Annotated in this window: 12 protein-coding genes; 10 read left to right on the top strand and 2 right to left on the bottom strand. The window is 67.8% G+C overall.

Annotated elements, in window-relative coordinates; all coding sequences use genetic code 11:
* The 7 genes from OXQ33_RS02375 to pcaF all read left to right on the top strand — a co-directional run.
* A partial coding sequence (locus OXQ33_RS02375) for a CoA-transferase (RefSeq protein ID WP_276039689.1) occupies positions 1-320 on the top strand: 320 nt, incomplete at its 5' end.
* Positions 320-949, top strand: coding sequence for a 3-oxoacid CoA-transferase subunit B (locus OXQ33_RS02380; protein WP_267433271.1), 630 nt, complete (start codon positions 320-322; stop codon positions 947-949). The genes OXQ33_RS02375 and OXQ33_RS02380, both read left to right, overlap by 1 nt.
* Positions 946-1,647 carry a protocatechuate 3,4-dioxygenase subunit beta gene (gene pcaH, locus OXQ33_RS02385; RefSeq protein ID WP_267433063.1) on the top strand — a complete coding sequence of 234 codons (702 nt, stop codon included), beginning with the start codon at positions 946-948 and terminating at the stop codon, positions 1,645-1,647. The genes OXQ33_RS02380 and pcaH overlap by 4 nt, the downstream gene beginning before the upstream one ends.
* The gene (gene pcaG, locus OXQ33_RS02390; protein ID WP_267433065.1) at positions 1,637-2,296 is read left to right on the top strand and encodes a protocatechuate 3,4-dioxygenase subunit alpha; all 660 of its coding nucleotides are present in this window, start codon (positions 1,637-1,639) and stop codon (positions 2,294-2,296) included. Before pcaH ends, pcaG begins: the two co-directional genes overlap by 11 nt.
* Positions 2,293-3,435, top strand: a complete 1,143-nt coding sequence (locus tag OXQ33_RS02395; RefSeq protein ID WP_267433066.1) for a lyase family protein — start codon at positions 2,293-2,295, stop codon at positions 3,433-3,435. The genes pcaG and OXQ33_RS02395 overlap by 4 nt, the downstream gene beginning before the upstream one ends.
* 1 nt (position 3,436) lies before the next feature.
* Complete coding sequence (gene pcaD / locus OXQ33_RS02400) at positions 3,437-4,615, top strand: 3-oxoadipate enol-lactonase (RefSeq protein WP_267433067.1); 1,179 nt, start codon at positions 3,437-3,439, stop codon at positions 4,613-4,615.
* Positions 4,615-5,817, top strand: coding sequence for a 3-oxoadipyl-CoA thiolase (pcaF, locus tag OXQ33_RS02405; protein ID WP_267433068.1), 1,203 nt, complete (start codon positions 4,615-4,617; stop codon positions 5,815-5,817). Before pcaD ends, pcaF begins: the two co-directional genes overlap by 1 nt.
* 124 nt (positions 5,818-5,941) lie before the next feature.
* Here the strand turns inward: pcaF and OXQ33_RS02410 are convergent, their stop codons facing one another.
* Entirely contained in the window at positions 5,942-7,798 is a 1,857-nt protein-coding gene (locus OXQ33_RS02410; RefSeq protein WP_267433069.1) for a sugar phosphate isomerase/epimerase and 4-hydroxyphenylpyruvate domain-containing protein, read from the bottom strand.
* 29 nt (positions 7,799-7,827) lie between these two features.
* Complete coding sequence (locus OXQ33_RS02415) at positions 7,828-8,469, bottom strand: TetR/AcrR family transcriptional regulator (protein WP_267433071.1); 642 nt, start codon at positions 8,467-8,469, stop codon at positions 7,828-7,830.
* A 119-nt stretch (positions 8,470-8,588) separates the two neighbouring features.
* On the opposite strand from OXQ33_RS02415, the gene OXQ33_RS02420 reads away from it, so the two are divergent.
* The 3 genes from OXQ33_RS02420 to OXQ33_RS02430 are packed head-to-tail and all read left to right on the top strand — an operon-like array spanning position 8,589 to position 13,869.
* Entirely contained in the window at positions 8,589-9,488 is a 900-nt protein-coding gene (locus OXQ33_RS02420; RefSeq protein WP_267433072.1) for a shikimate dehydrogenase, read from the top strand.
* Complete coding sequence (locus OXQ33_RS02425) at positions 9,485-10,780, top strand: MFS transporter (protein WP_267433073.1); 1,296 nt, start codon at positions 9,485-9,487, stop codon at positions 10,778-10,780. Before OXQ33_RS02420 ends, OXQ33_RS02425 begins: the two co-directional genes overlap by 4 nt.
* 59 nt (positions 10,781-10,839) lie before the next feature.
* Positions 10,840-13,869: a TonB-dependent receptor gene (locus tag OXQ33_RS02430; RefSeq protein ID WP_267433074.1), complete on the top strand. Its 3,030-nt coding sequence runs from the start codon at positions 10,840-10,842 to the stop codon at positions 13,867-13,869.
* The last annotated feature ends 182 nt before the right edge of the window (positions 13,870-14,051 follow it).

Consider the following 14,051-nt stretch of genomic DNA (forward strand, 5'->3'; position numbering starts at 1 on the left):
AGGGCAAGCCAGTCGAGACGTTCGACGGCGAGGATTATGTCCGCGAGACCTGGCTGCGCGCTGACCTGTCGATCGTCAAGGCATGGAAGGCGGACCCGGCGGGCAATCTGCTGTTCCGCAAGACCGCGCGCAACTTCAACCCGAACATGGCGACCGCCGGCAAGGTGACGGTGGCCGAGGTGGAGGAGATCGTGCCGGCGGGCAGCTTTGACCCCGACGGCATCCATACGCCGGGCATCTATGTGGACCGGATCGTCCGGAGCACGATCAACGAGAAGCGGATCGAGAAGCTGACCGTCCGCCAGCGGGAGAATGGATGATGGCCTGGACCCGCGACGAGATGGCGGCGCGCGCCGCACGCGAATTGCAGGACGGTTTCTACGTCAATCTCGGCATCGGCATCCCGACGCTGGTCGCCAATCACGTGCCGCCCGGCATCGAGGTGACGTTGCAGTCGGAGAACGGGATGCTGGGCATCGGGCCGTTTCCCTATGAAGGCGAGGCGGACCCCGACCTGATCAACGCCGGCAAGCAGACGATCACCGCGCTGCCGACCTCCAGCTTCTTCTCCAGCGCCGACAGTTTCGCGATGATCCGGGGCGGCCATATCGACATGGCGATCCTGGGGGCGATGGAAGTGTCCGAGGGCGGCGACCTCGCCAACTGGACGATCCCGGGCAAGATGGTGAAGGGCATGGGCGGCGCGATGGACCTGGTCGCCGGGGTGCGCCGCGTCGTCGTGGTGATGGACCATGTGTCGAAACAGGGCGATCCGAAGATCCTGCCGGAATGCGCGCTGCCGCTGACCGGCAAGGCCTGTGTCGACCTGATCATCACCGACCTGGCCGTCATCGCCTGCGACAAGCCGGGGCTGCGGCTGGTCGAATGCGCACCGGGCGTCACCCCCGAGGAGGTGCGCGCGAAGACCGGGGTGGAGCTGTCGGCATGAGCTACAAGCGCGAGGATGCCGGCGCGCCGCCGTCGCTCTTCCCCGACTATGGATCGACCATGGTCCGCGCGCCGCTGCATGCGCCGCTGCGCATCCCGCAGACGCGCACCGAGACGAGCGGTCCGGCGGGATGGGAGCGGCTGATGGGGCCGGCACTGGCCGACCTCACCACGCAGCACCAGGGCGTGGCGCTGGGCCAGCGGATCATCGTCGAGGGCCGCGTGCTCGACGAGGATGGCCGCGCGGTGCCCGATACGGTGATGGAGATCTGGCAGGCCAATGCCGCCGGTCGCTACATCCACGCCAAGGACCAGTGGGACGCGCCGCACGACCCCAATTTCACCGGCGCGGGCCGCGTGGTGACGGACGCCGAGGGGCGCTATCGCTTCGTCACCGTCCGGCCGGGGGCTTATCCCTGGGGCAACCACCGGAATGCGTGGCGGCCGGCGCATATCCATTTGTCGCTGCTGGGCCCCGCCTTTGCGACTCGGCTGGTGACCCAGCTCTATTTCCCCGACGATCCGCTGATCGAGATCGACCCGATCGCCAATGCGGTGCCGATGCCCTACCGCCAGCGGATGGTCGCGCGGTTCGACATGGACGTGACCCAGCCCAACTGGGCGCTGGGCTATCGCTTCGACGTGGTGCTGAAGGGCCGCGAGCAGACGCCGTTCGAGGACAACGACCATGACCATTGATGTCGCCGACCGCCGCCCGGCGCCGCGGCAGGACAATCAGGACCCGGCGCTGTTCGGCCAGACGCCCAGCCAGACGGTCGGCCCCTTCTTCCATTACGGCCTGCCATGGAAGGGCGGCGCGGACCTGGTCGGCCAGTCCGACATGGGCGCGCGACCCGAACTGTTTTCGGAAGCGCACTACGTCCTCAACCTGTCCTCGCCGACCGGCACGCCCGAGGGGCAGGCGATCGAACTCACCGGCCGCGTGTTCGACGGTGACGGCGCGGCCATCCCCGATGCGATGATCGAGATCTGGCAGGCCGATGCCGCCGGGCGCTATCATGGCGAGGCGGACAGCGATCCGCATTTCGTCGGCTTCGGCCGGGCGGCGACCGCCGAGGACGGCCGCTATCGCTTCCGCACCGTCATGCCGGGACCGATCGCGCCCGGCCATGCGCCGCATGTCGCGGTGTCGGTCTTCGCGCGCGGCGTCATCAAGCGGCTGGCGACGCGCCTCTATTTCGAGGGCACCGAGGGCGAGGATGCGACCCTGGCGCTGGTTCCGGCGGAGCGGCGCGCCACGTTGGTCGCGACCTCGGCCGGCGATCAGGTCTGGTCGCTCGACCTGCATTTGCAGGGGCCGCGCGAGACGGTGTTCTTCGACCTGTGAGCGCGTTGTTGCGCCTCCGCCCCGCCGCGACGGCGGACATGATCGCGGTGTTCGACGACCATGCGACGATCGCCCATGCCTGCGCCTTCGAGGTCGCGCTGGCGCGGGCAGAGGCGGCGCATGGCGTGATCGCGCCCGAGCTGGCGGCCGCGATCGTCGCGGGTGTCGATCCGGCGCGGATCGATCCCGCCGCACTGGCCGAGGAAGCGGCGCTGGCCGGCACGCTCGCCATTCCGCTGGTCGCGCGGCTGCGGGCGATGGTCGGCGGCGAGGCCGGCGGGGCGGTGCACCGGGGGGCGACGAGCCAGGATGTCGCGGACACCGTCCTGATGCTGCAGGTCCGCTCCGCGCATCGCCTGTTGCGGGCGGATGGGCGGCGCGTCCGCGATGCGCTGGCGGCGCAGGCTCGCAACCATGCCGAACGGGCGGCGATCGGCCGCACGCTGTTGCAGGACGCCATGCCGGTGTCGTTCGGCCTGCGGCTGGCGCAGGCGGCGCGCGCGACGGACGACGCACTCGCGATGCTGGACGCGGCGGTCGCCGACCATGCGAGGCTGCAATTGGGCGGTGCGGTGGGAACCCGCGCTGGCATGAACGGGCAGGGTGCGGCGATCGCCGCCGACATGGCCGAGGCCCTGGGACTCGGCACCGCCGCCCCCTGGCATGCGCGCCGCACCGGCGTCGCCGCGATCGGTGCGGCGCTCGGCATCCTGATCGGTGCGCTCGGCAAGGTGGCGCGCGACGTGGCGCTGCTGGCGCAGAACGGCATCGGCGAGGCGCGCGAGCCGCTGGTCGCCGGGCGGGGCGGATCGTCGGCGATGGCGCACAAGCGCAATCCGACCGGCTGCCAGGTCGCGCTGTCCGCCGCGACCCGCGCGCCGGGGCTGGTCGCGACGCTGCTGGCCGGAATGCCGCAGGAACAGGAGCGGGCCCTTGGCGGCTGGCAGGCGGAGGGGCCGGTCCTCGCCGACCTGTTCCTGCTCGCCTCGGGCAGCGCCGCCGCGCTGGCGGTGGTCGCGGAGGGACTGGAGGTTGACGAAGCCGCCATCGCCCGCAACCTCGCCGCGGCGGCGGTCGGCAAGGATATGGGCGAGAGCCCGGGCATCATCGCCGAACTGCTCGACAGCATGAAGGACTGACATGGCGTTCACGATCCGCGACGGCGTGCGGCTGCACTGGCGGTTGGAGGGGGCGGCCGGCCTCCCGGTGCTGGTGCTGCTCAACTCGATCGGCACCGACCTGTCATTATGGGACCGGACCGTCCCGCTGCTGCTGCCCGCCTTCCGGCTGCTGCGCATCGATATGCGTGGGAGCGGCGGGTCGGACGCGCCGGATGGCGACTATACCCTGCCGATGCTGGCGAGCGACGTCGCCGCGATCATGGACGATGCCGGGGTCGCACGCGCGGCGGTGGCGGGCGTGTCGCTCGGCGGCATGGTCGCGATGCAACTGGCGCTCGACCATCCGGAGCGCGTCTCGGCGCTGGCGCTGATCTGCACCTCGGCGACGATGGATCCGGTGGCCTGGGACGCGCGGATCGCGACCGTCCGGGCGCAGGGCACCGCCGCGATCGCCGAGATGGGCGTCGGCCGCTTCCTGTCGCCGGGCTTCGCCGCGCGGCATCCGGAGATCGCCGAGACGCTGCGCGAGGGCATCGCCCGCCAGTCCGACGCCGGCTATGCCGGGGCGGGCGCGGCGATCCGCGACATGGCGCTGGCCGAGCGGATCGCCACCATCGCGGTGCCGACTCTGGTCGTCACCGGCACGCTCGACGTCTCGACCCCCTTTGCCGGCCATGGCGAGCATCTGCTGGCGATCCCCGGCGCCCGTCATGCCAGCGTCGACGGCGCGCATCTGCCGCCGATCGAGGCGCCGGGCGCGCTGGCGACGGCGCTGCGGCGGTTCCTCTGTGCCGACGAGGCGGCGCAAGCGGCGGCCGAGACCTTGTTCGACGCAGGGCTGCGCAACCGCCGCCGCGTGCTGGGCGATGCCTGGGTCGACGCCAGCCTGGCGAAGCGCACGCCCTTCACCGCCGATTTCCAGGCGATGATCACCCGCATCGCCTGGGGCGAGATCTGGGGCCGGCCGGGCCTTGACGACCGGACGCGCCGACTCATTGTCCTCGCCATCACTTGCGCGCTCGGGCGGTGGGAAGAGTTCGCGCTCCATGTCCGCGCCGGGCTGACCCAGGGCGGCTTGACCGCCGACGAGCTCAAGGAAGTGCTGATGCAGACCGCCATCTATGCCGGCGTGCCCGCCGCCAATACGGGGTTCGCCGAGGCGCAGACGATCATCGACATGCTGGACAAGGACGCCTGATGCCCGACGCCTATATCTGCGATGCGATCCGCACCCCCATCGGCCGGCTCAACGGCGCGCTGGCGAGCGTCCGCGCCGACGACCTTGCCGCCCTCCCGCTGCGCGCGCTGGTGGAGCGCAACCGCCAAGTCGACTGGCAGGCGGTGGACGACGTGCTGCTCGGCTGCGCCAACCAGTCGGGCGAGGACAATCGCAACGTCGCGCGCATGGCGGTGCTGCTCGCCGGCCTGCCCGAGGGGGTGCCCGGCGGCACGATCAACCGGCTGTGCGGCTCCGGCCTCAATGCGGTCGGCAGCGCCGCGCAAGCGATCCGCAGCGGCGATGCCGAACTCCTCATCGCAGGCGGCGTCGAGAGCATGACCCGCGCGCCCTATGTCATGGGCAAGGCCGCCACCGCCTTCGACCGCGCCCAGCAGATCGAGGACACGACGCTCGGCTGGCGCTTCATCAACCCGGCGATGCGGGCCGCTTACGGCGTCGACACCATGCCGCAGACCGCCGAGAATGTCGCCGATCAATGGGGCATCACCCGCGAGGAACAGGACGCCTTCGCGCTCGCCAGCCAGCAAAAGGCCGCCGTCGCCATCGCCAGCGGCCGCATGGCCGCCGAGATCGTCCCCGTCACCATCCCGCAGAAGAAGGGCGACCCCATCACCGTCGCGCAGGATGAACATCCCCGCGCGACCAGCCTGGAGGCGCTGGCGAAGCTCAAGCCCGTGGTCCGCGCCGACGGCACCGTGACCGCGGGCAATGCGTCGGGCCTCAACGACGGCGCGGCGGCGATGCTGGTCGCCAGCGAGGCGGCGGCCGCGCGGCACGGCCTGACTCCGCGCGCCCGGGTGCTCGGCATGGCCTCGGCCGGCATCGCGCCGCGCATCATGGGGGTGGGCCCGATCGAGGCGGCGCGCAAGCTGTGCCGCATCACCGGCATCGGCCTCGACCGGATCGACGTGATCGAACTCAACGAGGCCTTCGCCTCGCAGGCGATCGCGACCCTGCGCGACCTCGGCATCGCCGCCGACGACCGCCGCGTGAACCGCAATGGCGGCGCGATCGCGCTCGGCCATCCGCTCGGCATGTCGGGCGCCCGCATCGCGATGAGCGCGGTGGAGGAACTGCACCGCGCCGGTGGGCGCTACGCCATGGCCTTCATGTGCATCGGCGTCGGACAAGGCATCGCGCTGATGCTGGAGCGGGTGTGAGGATCCGGCAGGATCGTGACGCGTAGCGGCGCGCGATCCTGACGGCCCTAGCGATGGAGATCGATGCGAAGGACCGCCGGCGCGATGCTATTGCTCGTTGGCGGCGGCATCCTGATCGCTTCGGCTAAAGCGCGTGTTCGTTAGGTTTGAACTGCTCCTGCGATGCAAGACGGAAGCTCGCGTTATAAGCGCCGAAGCCGCGATATCCCTGTCGCTGGACGAATTCGAAGAAGAACATCTTGTCGAATGCGCGGCTGTACAATTGATAATAGGTGCCCATCGGGTCGCTGTCGTACATGATCCCCAAGGCGCGCAAGTCTTCGGCAACGGCGATGTCGCCCATCCGTGCCGCCAGATCGTCATGATAATTGGCCGATATCGGCAGGAGCGCCGCGCCGCGCGCGTGCAGGTCGCGCGCCGTCGCGATCAGGTCGGGGGTGGCGAAGGCGACATGCTGGTAACCGCCGCCAAATCCCTTGCTGACGAAACGGGCGGATAGGGTGCCGCTGGCGTCGCTGGCGTTCATCGTGATCCGGGTTGCGCCATCGACCGACTCCAGCGGCAGGCTGAGGACCAGCCCCGCCGGATCGATCACGTCGGCCTGTACGCTCTCGCGAAGACCGAACAGGGATCGCCAGAACAACTGCCACGAGAGGAATTCGTCGACCTGGACGACCGTCGCCAGATGATCGAACGTCAGGTCGGTGACGGGGGCCGTATGGCCGGTCGCGACGAACTCGGCGTCCCACACGGCCGCGGCCTTGTCCTCGTCCATCAGGTAGATCAGGCTTCCGCCGACGCCGCGGATGGCGGGCACGTCGAGATTGCCCGGGGTTTCGATCTGCGCGCCCTTGTCGACGCCGAAGAACTCGGCGCGCGCGACGACCGCCTGGTGGTCGGGCACCTTCAGGCCGACCGCGCAGATCGAGGGGCCGTGGGTCAGATTATAGCTGTGCGGAAAGCCGCTCTGTTCGACATTGACGACCAAGTTGACGCTGCCCGCCTGCCACCGGTTGACCCGCTTGGTGCGATGGGTGCCGGTATGCGCGAAACCGAGCGAGGCGAGCATCGCCTCCAGCCGTGGCCGCTGTTCCTCGTCGACCGCGAATTCGAGGAATTCGGGCACCACCCGCTCGGGGCAGGCCGGGATGGCGGGGACTTGCCCGAGCCGCCGCTGTGCCTCATCATGCACATAGCGGAGCGAGCGCAGACCGTCGCGCGCGATCGGCTCGGCCGACCAGGCGCGGAACCGGTCGTTGAAGATTTCGAGCGACAGCGGGCCCTGATAGCCGGTGCGCAGTATCTCGGCGACGTAACCCGCCACGTCGAGCCCGCCCTGCCCCGGAAAATTGCGGAAGTGGCGGCTCCAGTAGAGCAGGTCCATCTCGAGCCGCGGCGCGTCGGCCAGCTGGACATAGGCGATGCGGTCGCCGGGAATGTCGCGGATGCTCTCGCTGGGGATAGCGCGGGACAGCGAATGGAAGCTGTCGAGGATGATGCCGAGCGAGACATGGTCTACCGCCTCGACAATGGCCCAGGCGTCGCGATGATCGAAGACATGACGCCCCCAGGCCAGGGCCTCGTAACCGACGACGATGCCGTGACGGCTCGCCATGTCGGCGAGTTCGGCCAGATCGTCGACGATCCGCATCCGTTCCCCCAGCGACTGGGGCGAGCAATTGGAACAGACGAGGATGCGGTCGGCCCCCAATTCGCCCATCAGGTCGAACTTGGCGGCGGCGCGGTCGAGCGCCCTTTGCCGGAGCGTGCCCGGCATCCCCTCGAAATCGCGGAAGGGCTGGTAGAGCTGGCAGGTCAGCCCCAGGTCTTCCATCATCCGCCGCACCTCGCGCGGGCGGAGCGGCGATGCGATCAGGTCGTTCTCGAAAATCTCGACCCCGTCGAAACCGGCGGCGGCAGCGGCATGGAGCTTGTTTTCGAGCGTACCGCTCAGCGATACCGTGGCGATCCCGAACTTCATGGCCGTGCCGTTCCTCTCTCTCGTGCCGTTTATCGTCGGCAGCTTGCTATGACGGTGTGGATGACGCTGGCGCGGCGGCGCGCGATCATGTCCGGCGCCTGCATGTCGACCGCGAAGATCTTGCCGAGCGTGTAGCGGTTGGAGACGTTGTAGAAGCCGAGCGCGCTCATCGTCATGTGGAGGTCGAACGGATCGATCCCCTCGCGAAAGACACCCTCGGCGACGCCGCGCTCGAGCAATCGGCCGATCATCCCGACGACCGAGTCGTTGCGCGAGCGCGTGCTGTCGATGGTCGCGATGACCGAGCCGCGCTGGATATTTTCGTTCATCACCAGGCGCACGAACTCGGGGTGGTGCAGGTGATAGTCGAAGGTGATCTCGGTCAGCCGCGCGAGCGCCTCGATCGGGGAGAGCGAGTCGAGCTCGGCCACCGCCTCGGTGGTGCGGATACCCGAATAGGCCGCCTCCAAAACGGAGCGGTACAGCCCCTCTTTCCCCCCGAAATAATAATAGATCATTCGCTTGCTGGTGTTGGTCCGTTCCGCGATCTCGTCGATCCGCGCTCCGCTGAACCCCTTGTCGGCGAACTCTTCGGTGGCGATGGCAAGAATGTCCGCGCGCGTACGGTCCGAGCGGCTTTCATCAGCCGTCTCAAGGGATTTGGTGCTCATCCCCCCATCATACAAATGATCATGTCCCGAAGTCAGCATCATATGTGGGTTGACTGTAACGTACTGGTTCGTACATTGCCAGAGAAACCGGCAACGACCGGCGTGATTAGGAGTGGATCGTGGTTGACGAAACCGTCAAGACACAGCGCGCACGGGCGTCGCGACATCGTGGGATCGTGGCCGGCCTGATCGGGCAGGATATCGGTGCATCGCTGACCCCCGCAATGCATATGGTCGAAGCGCGCGAGCAGGGCCTGGCCTATGTCTACCGGCTGATCGACCTGGCGGGTCAAGACGTCTCGCACGAGCGGCTGTCCCAGGTCTTTCGCGGCGCGGTCGACGCGGGCTTTGACGGCCTGAACATCACCCATCCCTTCAAGCAGGCGATCATGCCGTTGCTCGACGCGGTCGATCCGGTCGCCGAGGCGATCGGCGCGGTCAACACCGTGCGGATCGCGGACGGACAGGCCACCGGCTTCAATACCGACGCGCTGGGCTTTACCGCAGGCATCCAGCGCGAGATCGGGGACATTGCCGGACAGTCGGTCGTCCAACTCGGCAGCGGCGGGGCAGGGGCGGCGACCGCGACGGCGGCCCTGACGCTGGGTGTCGAGCATCTGACCATTTTCGACGTCGATCCGGCGCGCAGCCATGCGCTGGCGGACCGGCTGGCATCGCGCTTCGACGGACGCGCCAGCGCCAGCAGCGACCTGCCCGCGGAAATCGCGGCGGCCTCGGGGCTGATCCACGCCACGCCCACCGGCATGGCCGGGCATCCCGGCCTGCCGCTCGACCCCGCGCTTCTCCGGCCTGACCTTTGGGTGGCCGAAATCGTGTACTTCCCGTTGGAAACCGAATTGCTGCGGGTGGCGCGCGAAAAGGGATGCCGCACGGCGCATGGCGGCACCATGGCGGTGTTCCAAGCCGTCGGCGCCTTCGAGATCTTCACCGGCATCGCGCCCGATGCCGATCGCATGGTGCGTCACTTCACCCAACTGACCCAAGGGCGCGCCGCATGAGCGGCGTCAGTGTCACTGGGGCGCCCGATTCCGCTCGGGCGACCCGTGTGCGCTATGGCGTGCTGGGGCTGATCGCCACGGGCACGCTGATCAACTATCTCGATCGCACGATCCTGGGCATCGCGGCACCGTCGCTGACCAAGGAACTGGCGATCAACCCGGCCATGATGGGCCTGATCTTCTCGGCCTTTTCCTGGACCTATGCGGCGTCGCAGGTGCCGGGGGGCGCGTTCCTCGACCGGTTCGGAACCCGGCTGACCTATATGCTGTCGGTCGGTTTCTGGTCCTTCTTCACCCTGTGTCATGCCCTTATCGGCGGCGTGGTGGGACTGTTCGGCCTGCGTCTACTGCTCGGCGTGGCGGAGTCGCCCTGTTTCCCGGCCAATAGTCGGGTGGTGGCGACCTGGTTCCCCCGTAACGAGCGGGCGATGGCAACCGGGATATATACGGTGGGCGAATATATCGGCCTCGCCTTTCTGAGCCCGCTGCTCTTCCTGATGCTGGCACATTGGGGATGGCGCTCGCTGTTCGTGATGGCGGGCAGCATCGGCATGATCTTCGCGGCGATCTGGTGGCTCCGTTACCGCGAGCCGCGTGACAGCCGTGCGAACGAGGCGGAGATCGCGCTGATCGCCGAGGGCGGCGGGCTGGTCGAGCAGGCGAAGGCGCAGAAGGTCGACTGGTCGGCGGCGGGGCGGCTGCTGCGCAAGCGCCAGATGTGGGGCATCTGCCTGGGCCAGTTCGCGGGCAACTCGACGCTCGTCTTCTTCCTGACCTGGTTCCCCACCTATCTGGCGGTCGAGCGGCACATGGACTGGCTGAAGATCGGCTTTCTCGCGATCCTGCCGTTCATCGCGGCGTCGGTCGGTGTGTTGTTCGGCGGCTGGTGGTCCGACAAGATGCTGCGCCAGGGTCGCTCCCCCAATGTCGCCCGCAAGCTGCCGATCATCCTCGGCCTGCTGCTGGCCTCGACGATCGTGTCGGCCAATTTCATCGACGACAATCGCCTTGTCATCGCGATCCTGTCGCTGGCCTTCTTCGCACAGGGCATGGGGGCTTTGGGCTGGACGCTGGTGTCGGACATCGCGCCGGAAGGGATGCTGGGCGTCACGGGCGGAATCTTCAACTTGGCCGCCAATCTTGCCGGCATCGTCACGCCGATCATCATCGGTGCGATCGTCGCGGCGACCGGTAGCTTCGTTTACGCGATCGGCTTTATCGGGGTCGTCGCACTGCTCGGCGCGCTGGCCTACATCGTCATCCTGGGGGACGTGAAGCGCATCGAACTCTGATCCCGATATACCATGTACGAAATAGATAGTTTATAAGAACTACAGGAGAGGGAAACATCATGTCGAAGGTTTCTGGGGGCATATCCACTCTGGCATTGGGTTGGGCACTGGTCGCGGCACCCGCCGTCCACGCGCAAACCGCACCCGCCGCCAACGCACCCGTAACGGCGCCGGCCACGGACAGCAGCTCCATGCGGCCCGCCGCCGATCAGACGTCGCCGGGCGACCTGCCCGGCCAGGGCGCTGCCACGCCCGCCGCAGTTCAGGGCGCAGGGGACGATGTCGGGACGAAGGAGATCGTCGTCACCGGCTCGCGCATCGTGCGTTCGGATTACACGTCGGCCAGCCCGATCGTGACGAGCAGCGTGGAGGCCCTGAAGGCGACGGGCGCGGTCAATGTCGAGCAATCGCTCAACCAGCTCCCGCAATTCGTCCCTGGATCGGGATCGCAGGGCGGCGGCGCCAGCGCGGCGGCAAGCGCCGGTCGCGCGACGCTGAACCTGCGCGGCCTGGGCGACAAGCGCACGCTGGTGCTGCTCGACGGCCGTCGCCTGCCGCCCTCGACGGTCTTCAACGTCACCGACGTCAACGTCATCCCGCAGTCCATCGTCGAAAGCGTCGAGACGATCACCGGCGGCGCCTCGGCGGTCTATGGCTCGGACGCGATTGCGGGCGTGGTCAACTTCCGGACCCGGCGTCACCTCAACGGCGTCGAGATCGACGGCCAGATCGGCGACACCTTTCGCGGCGATCGCCTGGCGGCCGATCTGTCGGCGATCGGCGGGTGGACGTCCAGGAACGACCGCTTCAACATCATCGCGTCGGTCGGCTATACCAAGCGCGACGAGTTGAAGGGGTCGGAACGCTCCTTCTTCGACCTGGGCATCCTGTCGTCGTTCATCGGTCAGGGCACCTATGTCCCCTCCGCGACCAACCTGCCGTCGCAGGCGGCGGTCAACGCGGCCTTCCCCAATCTGGCGGCGGGGACCGTGGCCCGGACCAACTCGCTCGGCTTCAACGCGAACGGGTCGCTGTTCAGCCAGGTCGGCGCCTATAACTATACCGGCCCGACGACCGGCGACTATGTGACGTTCGGCAATGTCGTCCGCCAGCCGGTGGCGCGGCAGCAGTCGATCGACCGGCCGCTGGAGCGCTACAATTTCTTCGCCAAGGCCGATTACGAGATTTCCGACGCGCTGACGCTCTATGCCCAGGCGCTCTACACCCGCACGGATGCGCGGACCAATGTCGGCAACTCGCTGACCCAGTTCATCCCGGTCAACGTTTCCGCCAGCAATCCCTTCATCCCCGCCAGCCTGCGCGCTGTGCTGGCGTCGCGTCCGAGCCCCAATGCCAGCTTCGCGATCAACCGCCGTTTCGTCGAGCTGCCGCCGCGCGTGTTCGAGACGCGGTTCGAGACCAGCCAGTTCATCGTCGGCGCGCGCGGGAAACTGGGCTTTGGCGACTGGACCTATGACATTTACGGCGCGCGCGACCGCAACGTGATCAACGACGACATCGCGCCCGGCGTACTGGGGTCGCGCGTCAACCAGCTTCTCCAGGCGGCGGATGGCGGCAATTCGGTCTGCGCGGGCGGCTACAATCCGTTCGGCATCGGCAACGCCACCAGCCTCAGCGCGGCCTGCGCCGCCTATATCACCCAGCGCATCCGCCGGTACGAGGATATCCGCCAGAATACGGTCGAAGGCGCAGTGCAGGGCACGCTCTTCAGCCTGCCCGCCGGCGATGTGAAGGCCTCGTTCGTCGGCACCTACCGCGAGAACAAGTATAGCTTCGTCCCCGATGCCGCGCTGATCGCGGGCGACGTCTTCGCCACCAACGCCACCAACCCGACGCGGGGTTCGACGAACGTGAAGGAGATCGCGACCGAAGTGTTCGTGCCGATCCTGAAGGACGTGCCGGGTTTCCATTCGCTCAACGTCAGCCTGGGCGGTCGCTATTCGAATTACAATGTGACCGGCGATGTGTGGACCTACAAGGCCGAAGGCGAATGGTCGCCGGTCCGGATGCTGCTCATCCGTGGCGGCTATCAGCGGGCCGTGCGCGCGCCCAATATCGGCGAGTTGTTCAGCTCGCCGACCGGCGCGCAGGTGCAGATCGGCAACCCGCCCACTTCGGGCGACCCCTGCGACGTGCGCAGCGTGTCGCGGAGCGGCTCGAACGGATCGCAGGTCCGAGCGCTGTGCATCGCAACCGGCGTGCCGACCAGCCTGGTCGACAGCTACAACTTCACCACGGTGGCGATCCCTGTCACCAACACCGGCAATCTGGCGCTGACCCCCGAAAAGGCCTCGACCAAGACGCTGGGCGCGGTGCTGCGGCCCGAATTCGCGTCGCCGGTCTTCAACAGCCTGTCCTTCTCGGTCGACTATTACGACATTTCGATCCGCGACGTGATCTCGACGGTGGCGGGCAATACCGCACTCGCCAAATGCTATAACCAGGACGGCAGCAACCCGAGCTACAGCGCGACCAACACTTTCTGTCAGCTGATCTCGCGCGATAATACCGGCGGCATCGCCAATGTCTCGCTGCCCTATCTCAACCTGGGCGGGCTGAAGACCAGCGGCATCGACTTCCAGCTCGACTGGGCCGTGCCGCTGGGTTCGCTGGGCAGCCTGGGCGAGGGGCGCTTCACGCTCAACTCGGTCGTCAGCTATCTGGGCAGCTATCAGATCAAGAACTTCTCGACGGATGCGTTCCAAGAGTTCCGGGGCACGATCGACGCCACCAATGCGCTGCCGCTGCCGCGCTGGCGGTACACGACGACGGGCAATCTGACGCTTGGCGATGTCGACTTCGGGCTTCGCTGGCGCCATCTGAACGCGATGCGCGACGTCACGGCGGTGATCCGCCCGGCAAGCCCCGCGCCCGGCGTGCCCGCCTATGACCTGTTCGACCTGACCGCCCGGGTTCGCGTGAACGACGCCTATCAGTTCCGGTTCGGCGTCACCAATCTGTTCGACAAGGCCCCGCTGGTGATCGCGGGCACCCCGGGCAACACGCTGCCGGGCACGTATGACGTCCTGGGCCGGTCCTTCTATGTCGGCTTCAAGGCGCGGTTCTGATGTGCTGTCGGCCCGCCTGTTCGCAGGCGGGCCGATGCGTTCGGGGAAGACGATGTGGGTAGCGACGCGATGCCGCTCGGCAAGGTGATCCTCCACGCGCGGCTCACCCAAGGCACCCAGCCGGATATGCCCCGACCGTTCTTTAATATCTCAGATACCCTGACCGGAATCGAAACGAGGTC

This window comes from Sphingomonas sp. GM_Shp_1, from assembly GCF_026540895.1.
GTDB lineage: Bacteria > Pseudomonadota > Alphaproteobacteria > Sphingomonadales > Sphingomonadaceae > Sphingomonas.

Bases quoted from the DNA above. Each gene is read 5' to 3' on its own strand.
- OXQ33_RS02380 (WP_267433271.1), top strand. From the start codon at position 320: ATGGCCTGGACCCGCGACGAGATGGCGGCGCGCGCCGCACGCGAATTG.
- pcaG (WP_267433065.1), top strand. From the start codon at position 1,637: ATGACCATTGATGTCGCCGACCGCCGCCCGGCGCCGCGGCAGGACAAT.
- OXQ33_RS02415 (WP_267433071.1), bottom strand. From the start codon at position 8,469: ATGAGCACCAAATCCCTTGAGACGGCTGATGAAAGCCGCTCGGACCGT.
- pcaF (WP_267433068.1), top strand. From the start codon at position 4,615: ATGCCCGACGCCTATATCTGCGATGCGATCCGCACCCCCATCGGCCGG.
- pcaD (WP_267433067.1), top strand. From the start codon at position 3,437: ATGGCGTTCACGATCCGCGACGGCGTGCGGCTGCACTGGCGGTTGGAG.
- OXQ33_RS02410 (WP_267433069.1), bottom strand. From the start codon at position 7,798: ATGAAGTTCGGGATCGCCACGGTATCGCTGAGCGGTACGCTCGAAAAC.
- OXQ33_RS02425 (WP_267433073.1), top strand. From the start codon at position 9,485: ATGAGCGGCGTCAGTGTCACTGGGGCGCCCGATTCCGCTCGGGCGACC.
- pcaH (WP_267433063.1), top strand. From the start codon at position 946: ATGAGCTACAAGCGCGAGGATGCCGGCGCGCCGCCGTCGCTCTTCCCC.
- OXQ33_RS02430 (WP_267433074.1), top strand. From the start codon at position 10,840: ATGTCGAAGGTTTCTGGGGGCATATCCACTCTGGCATTGGGTTGGGCA.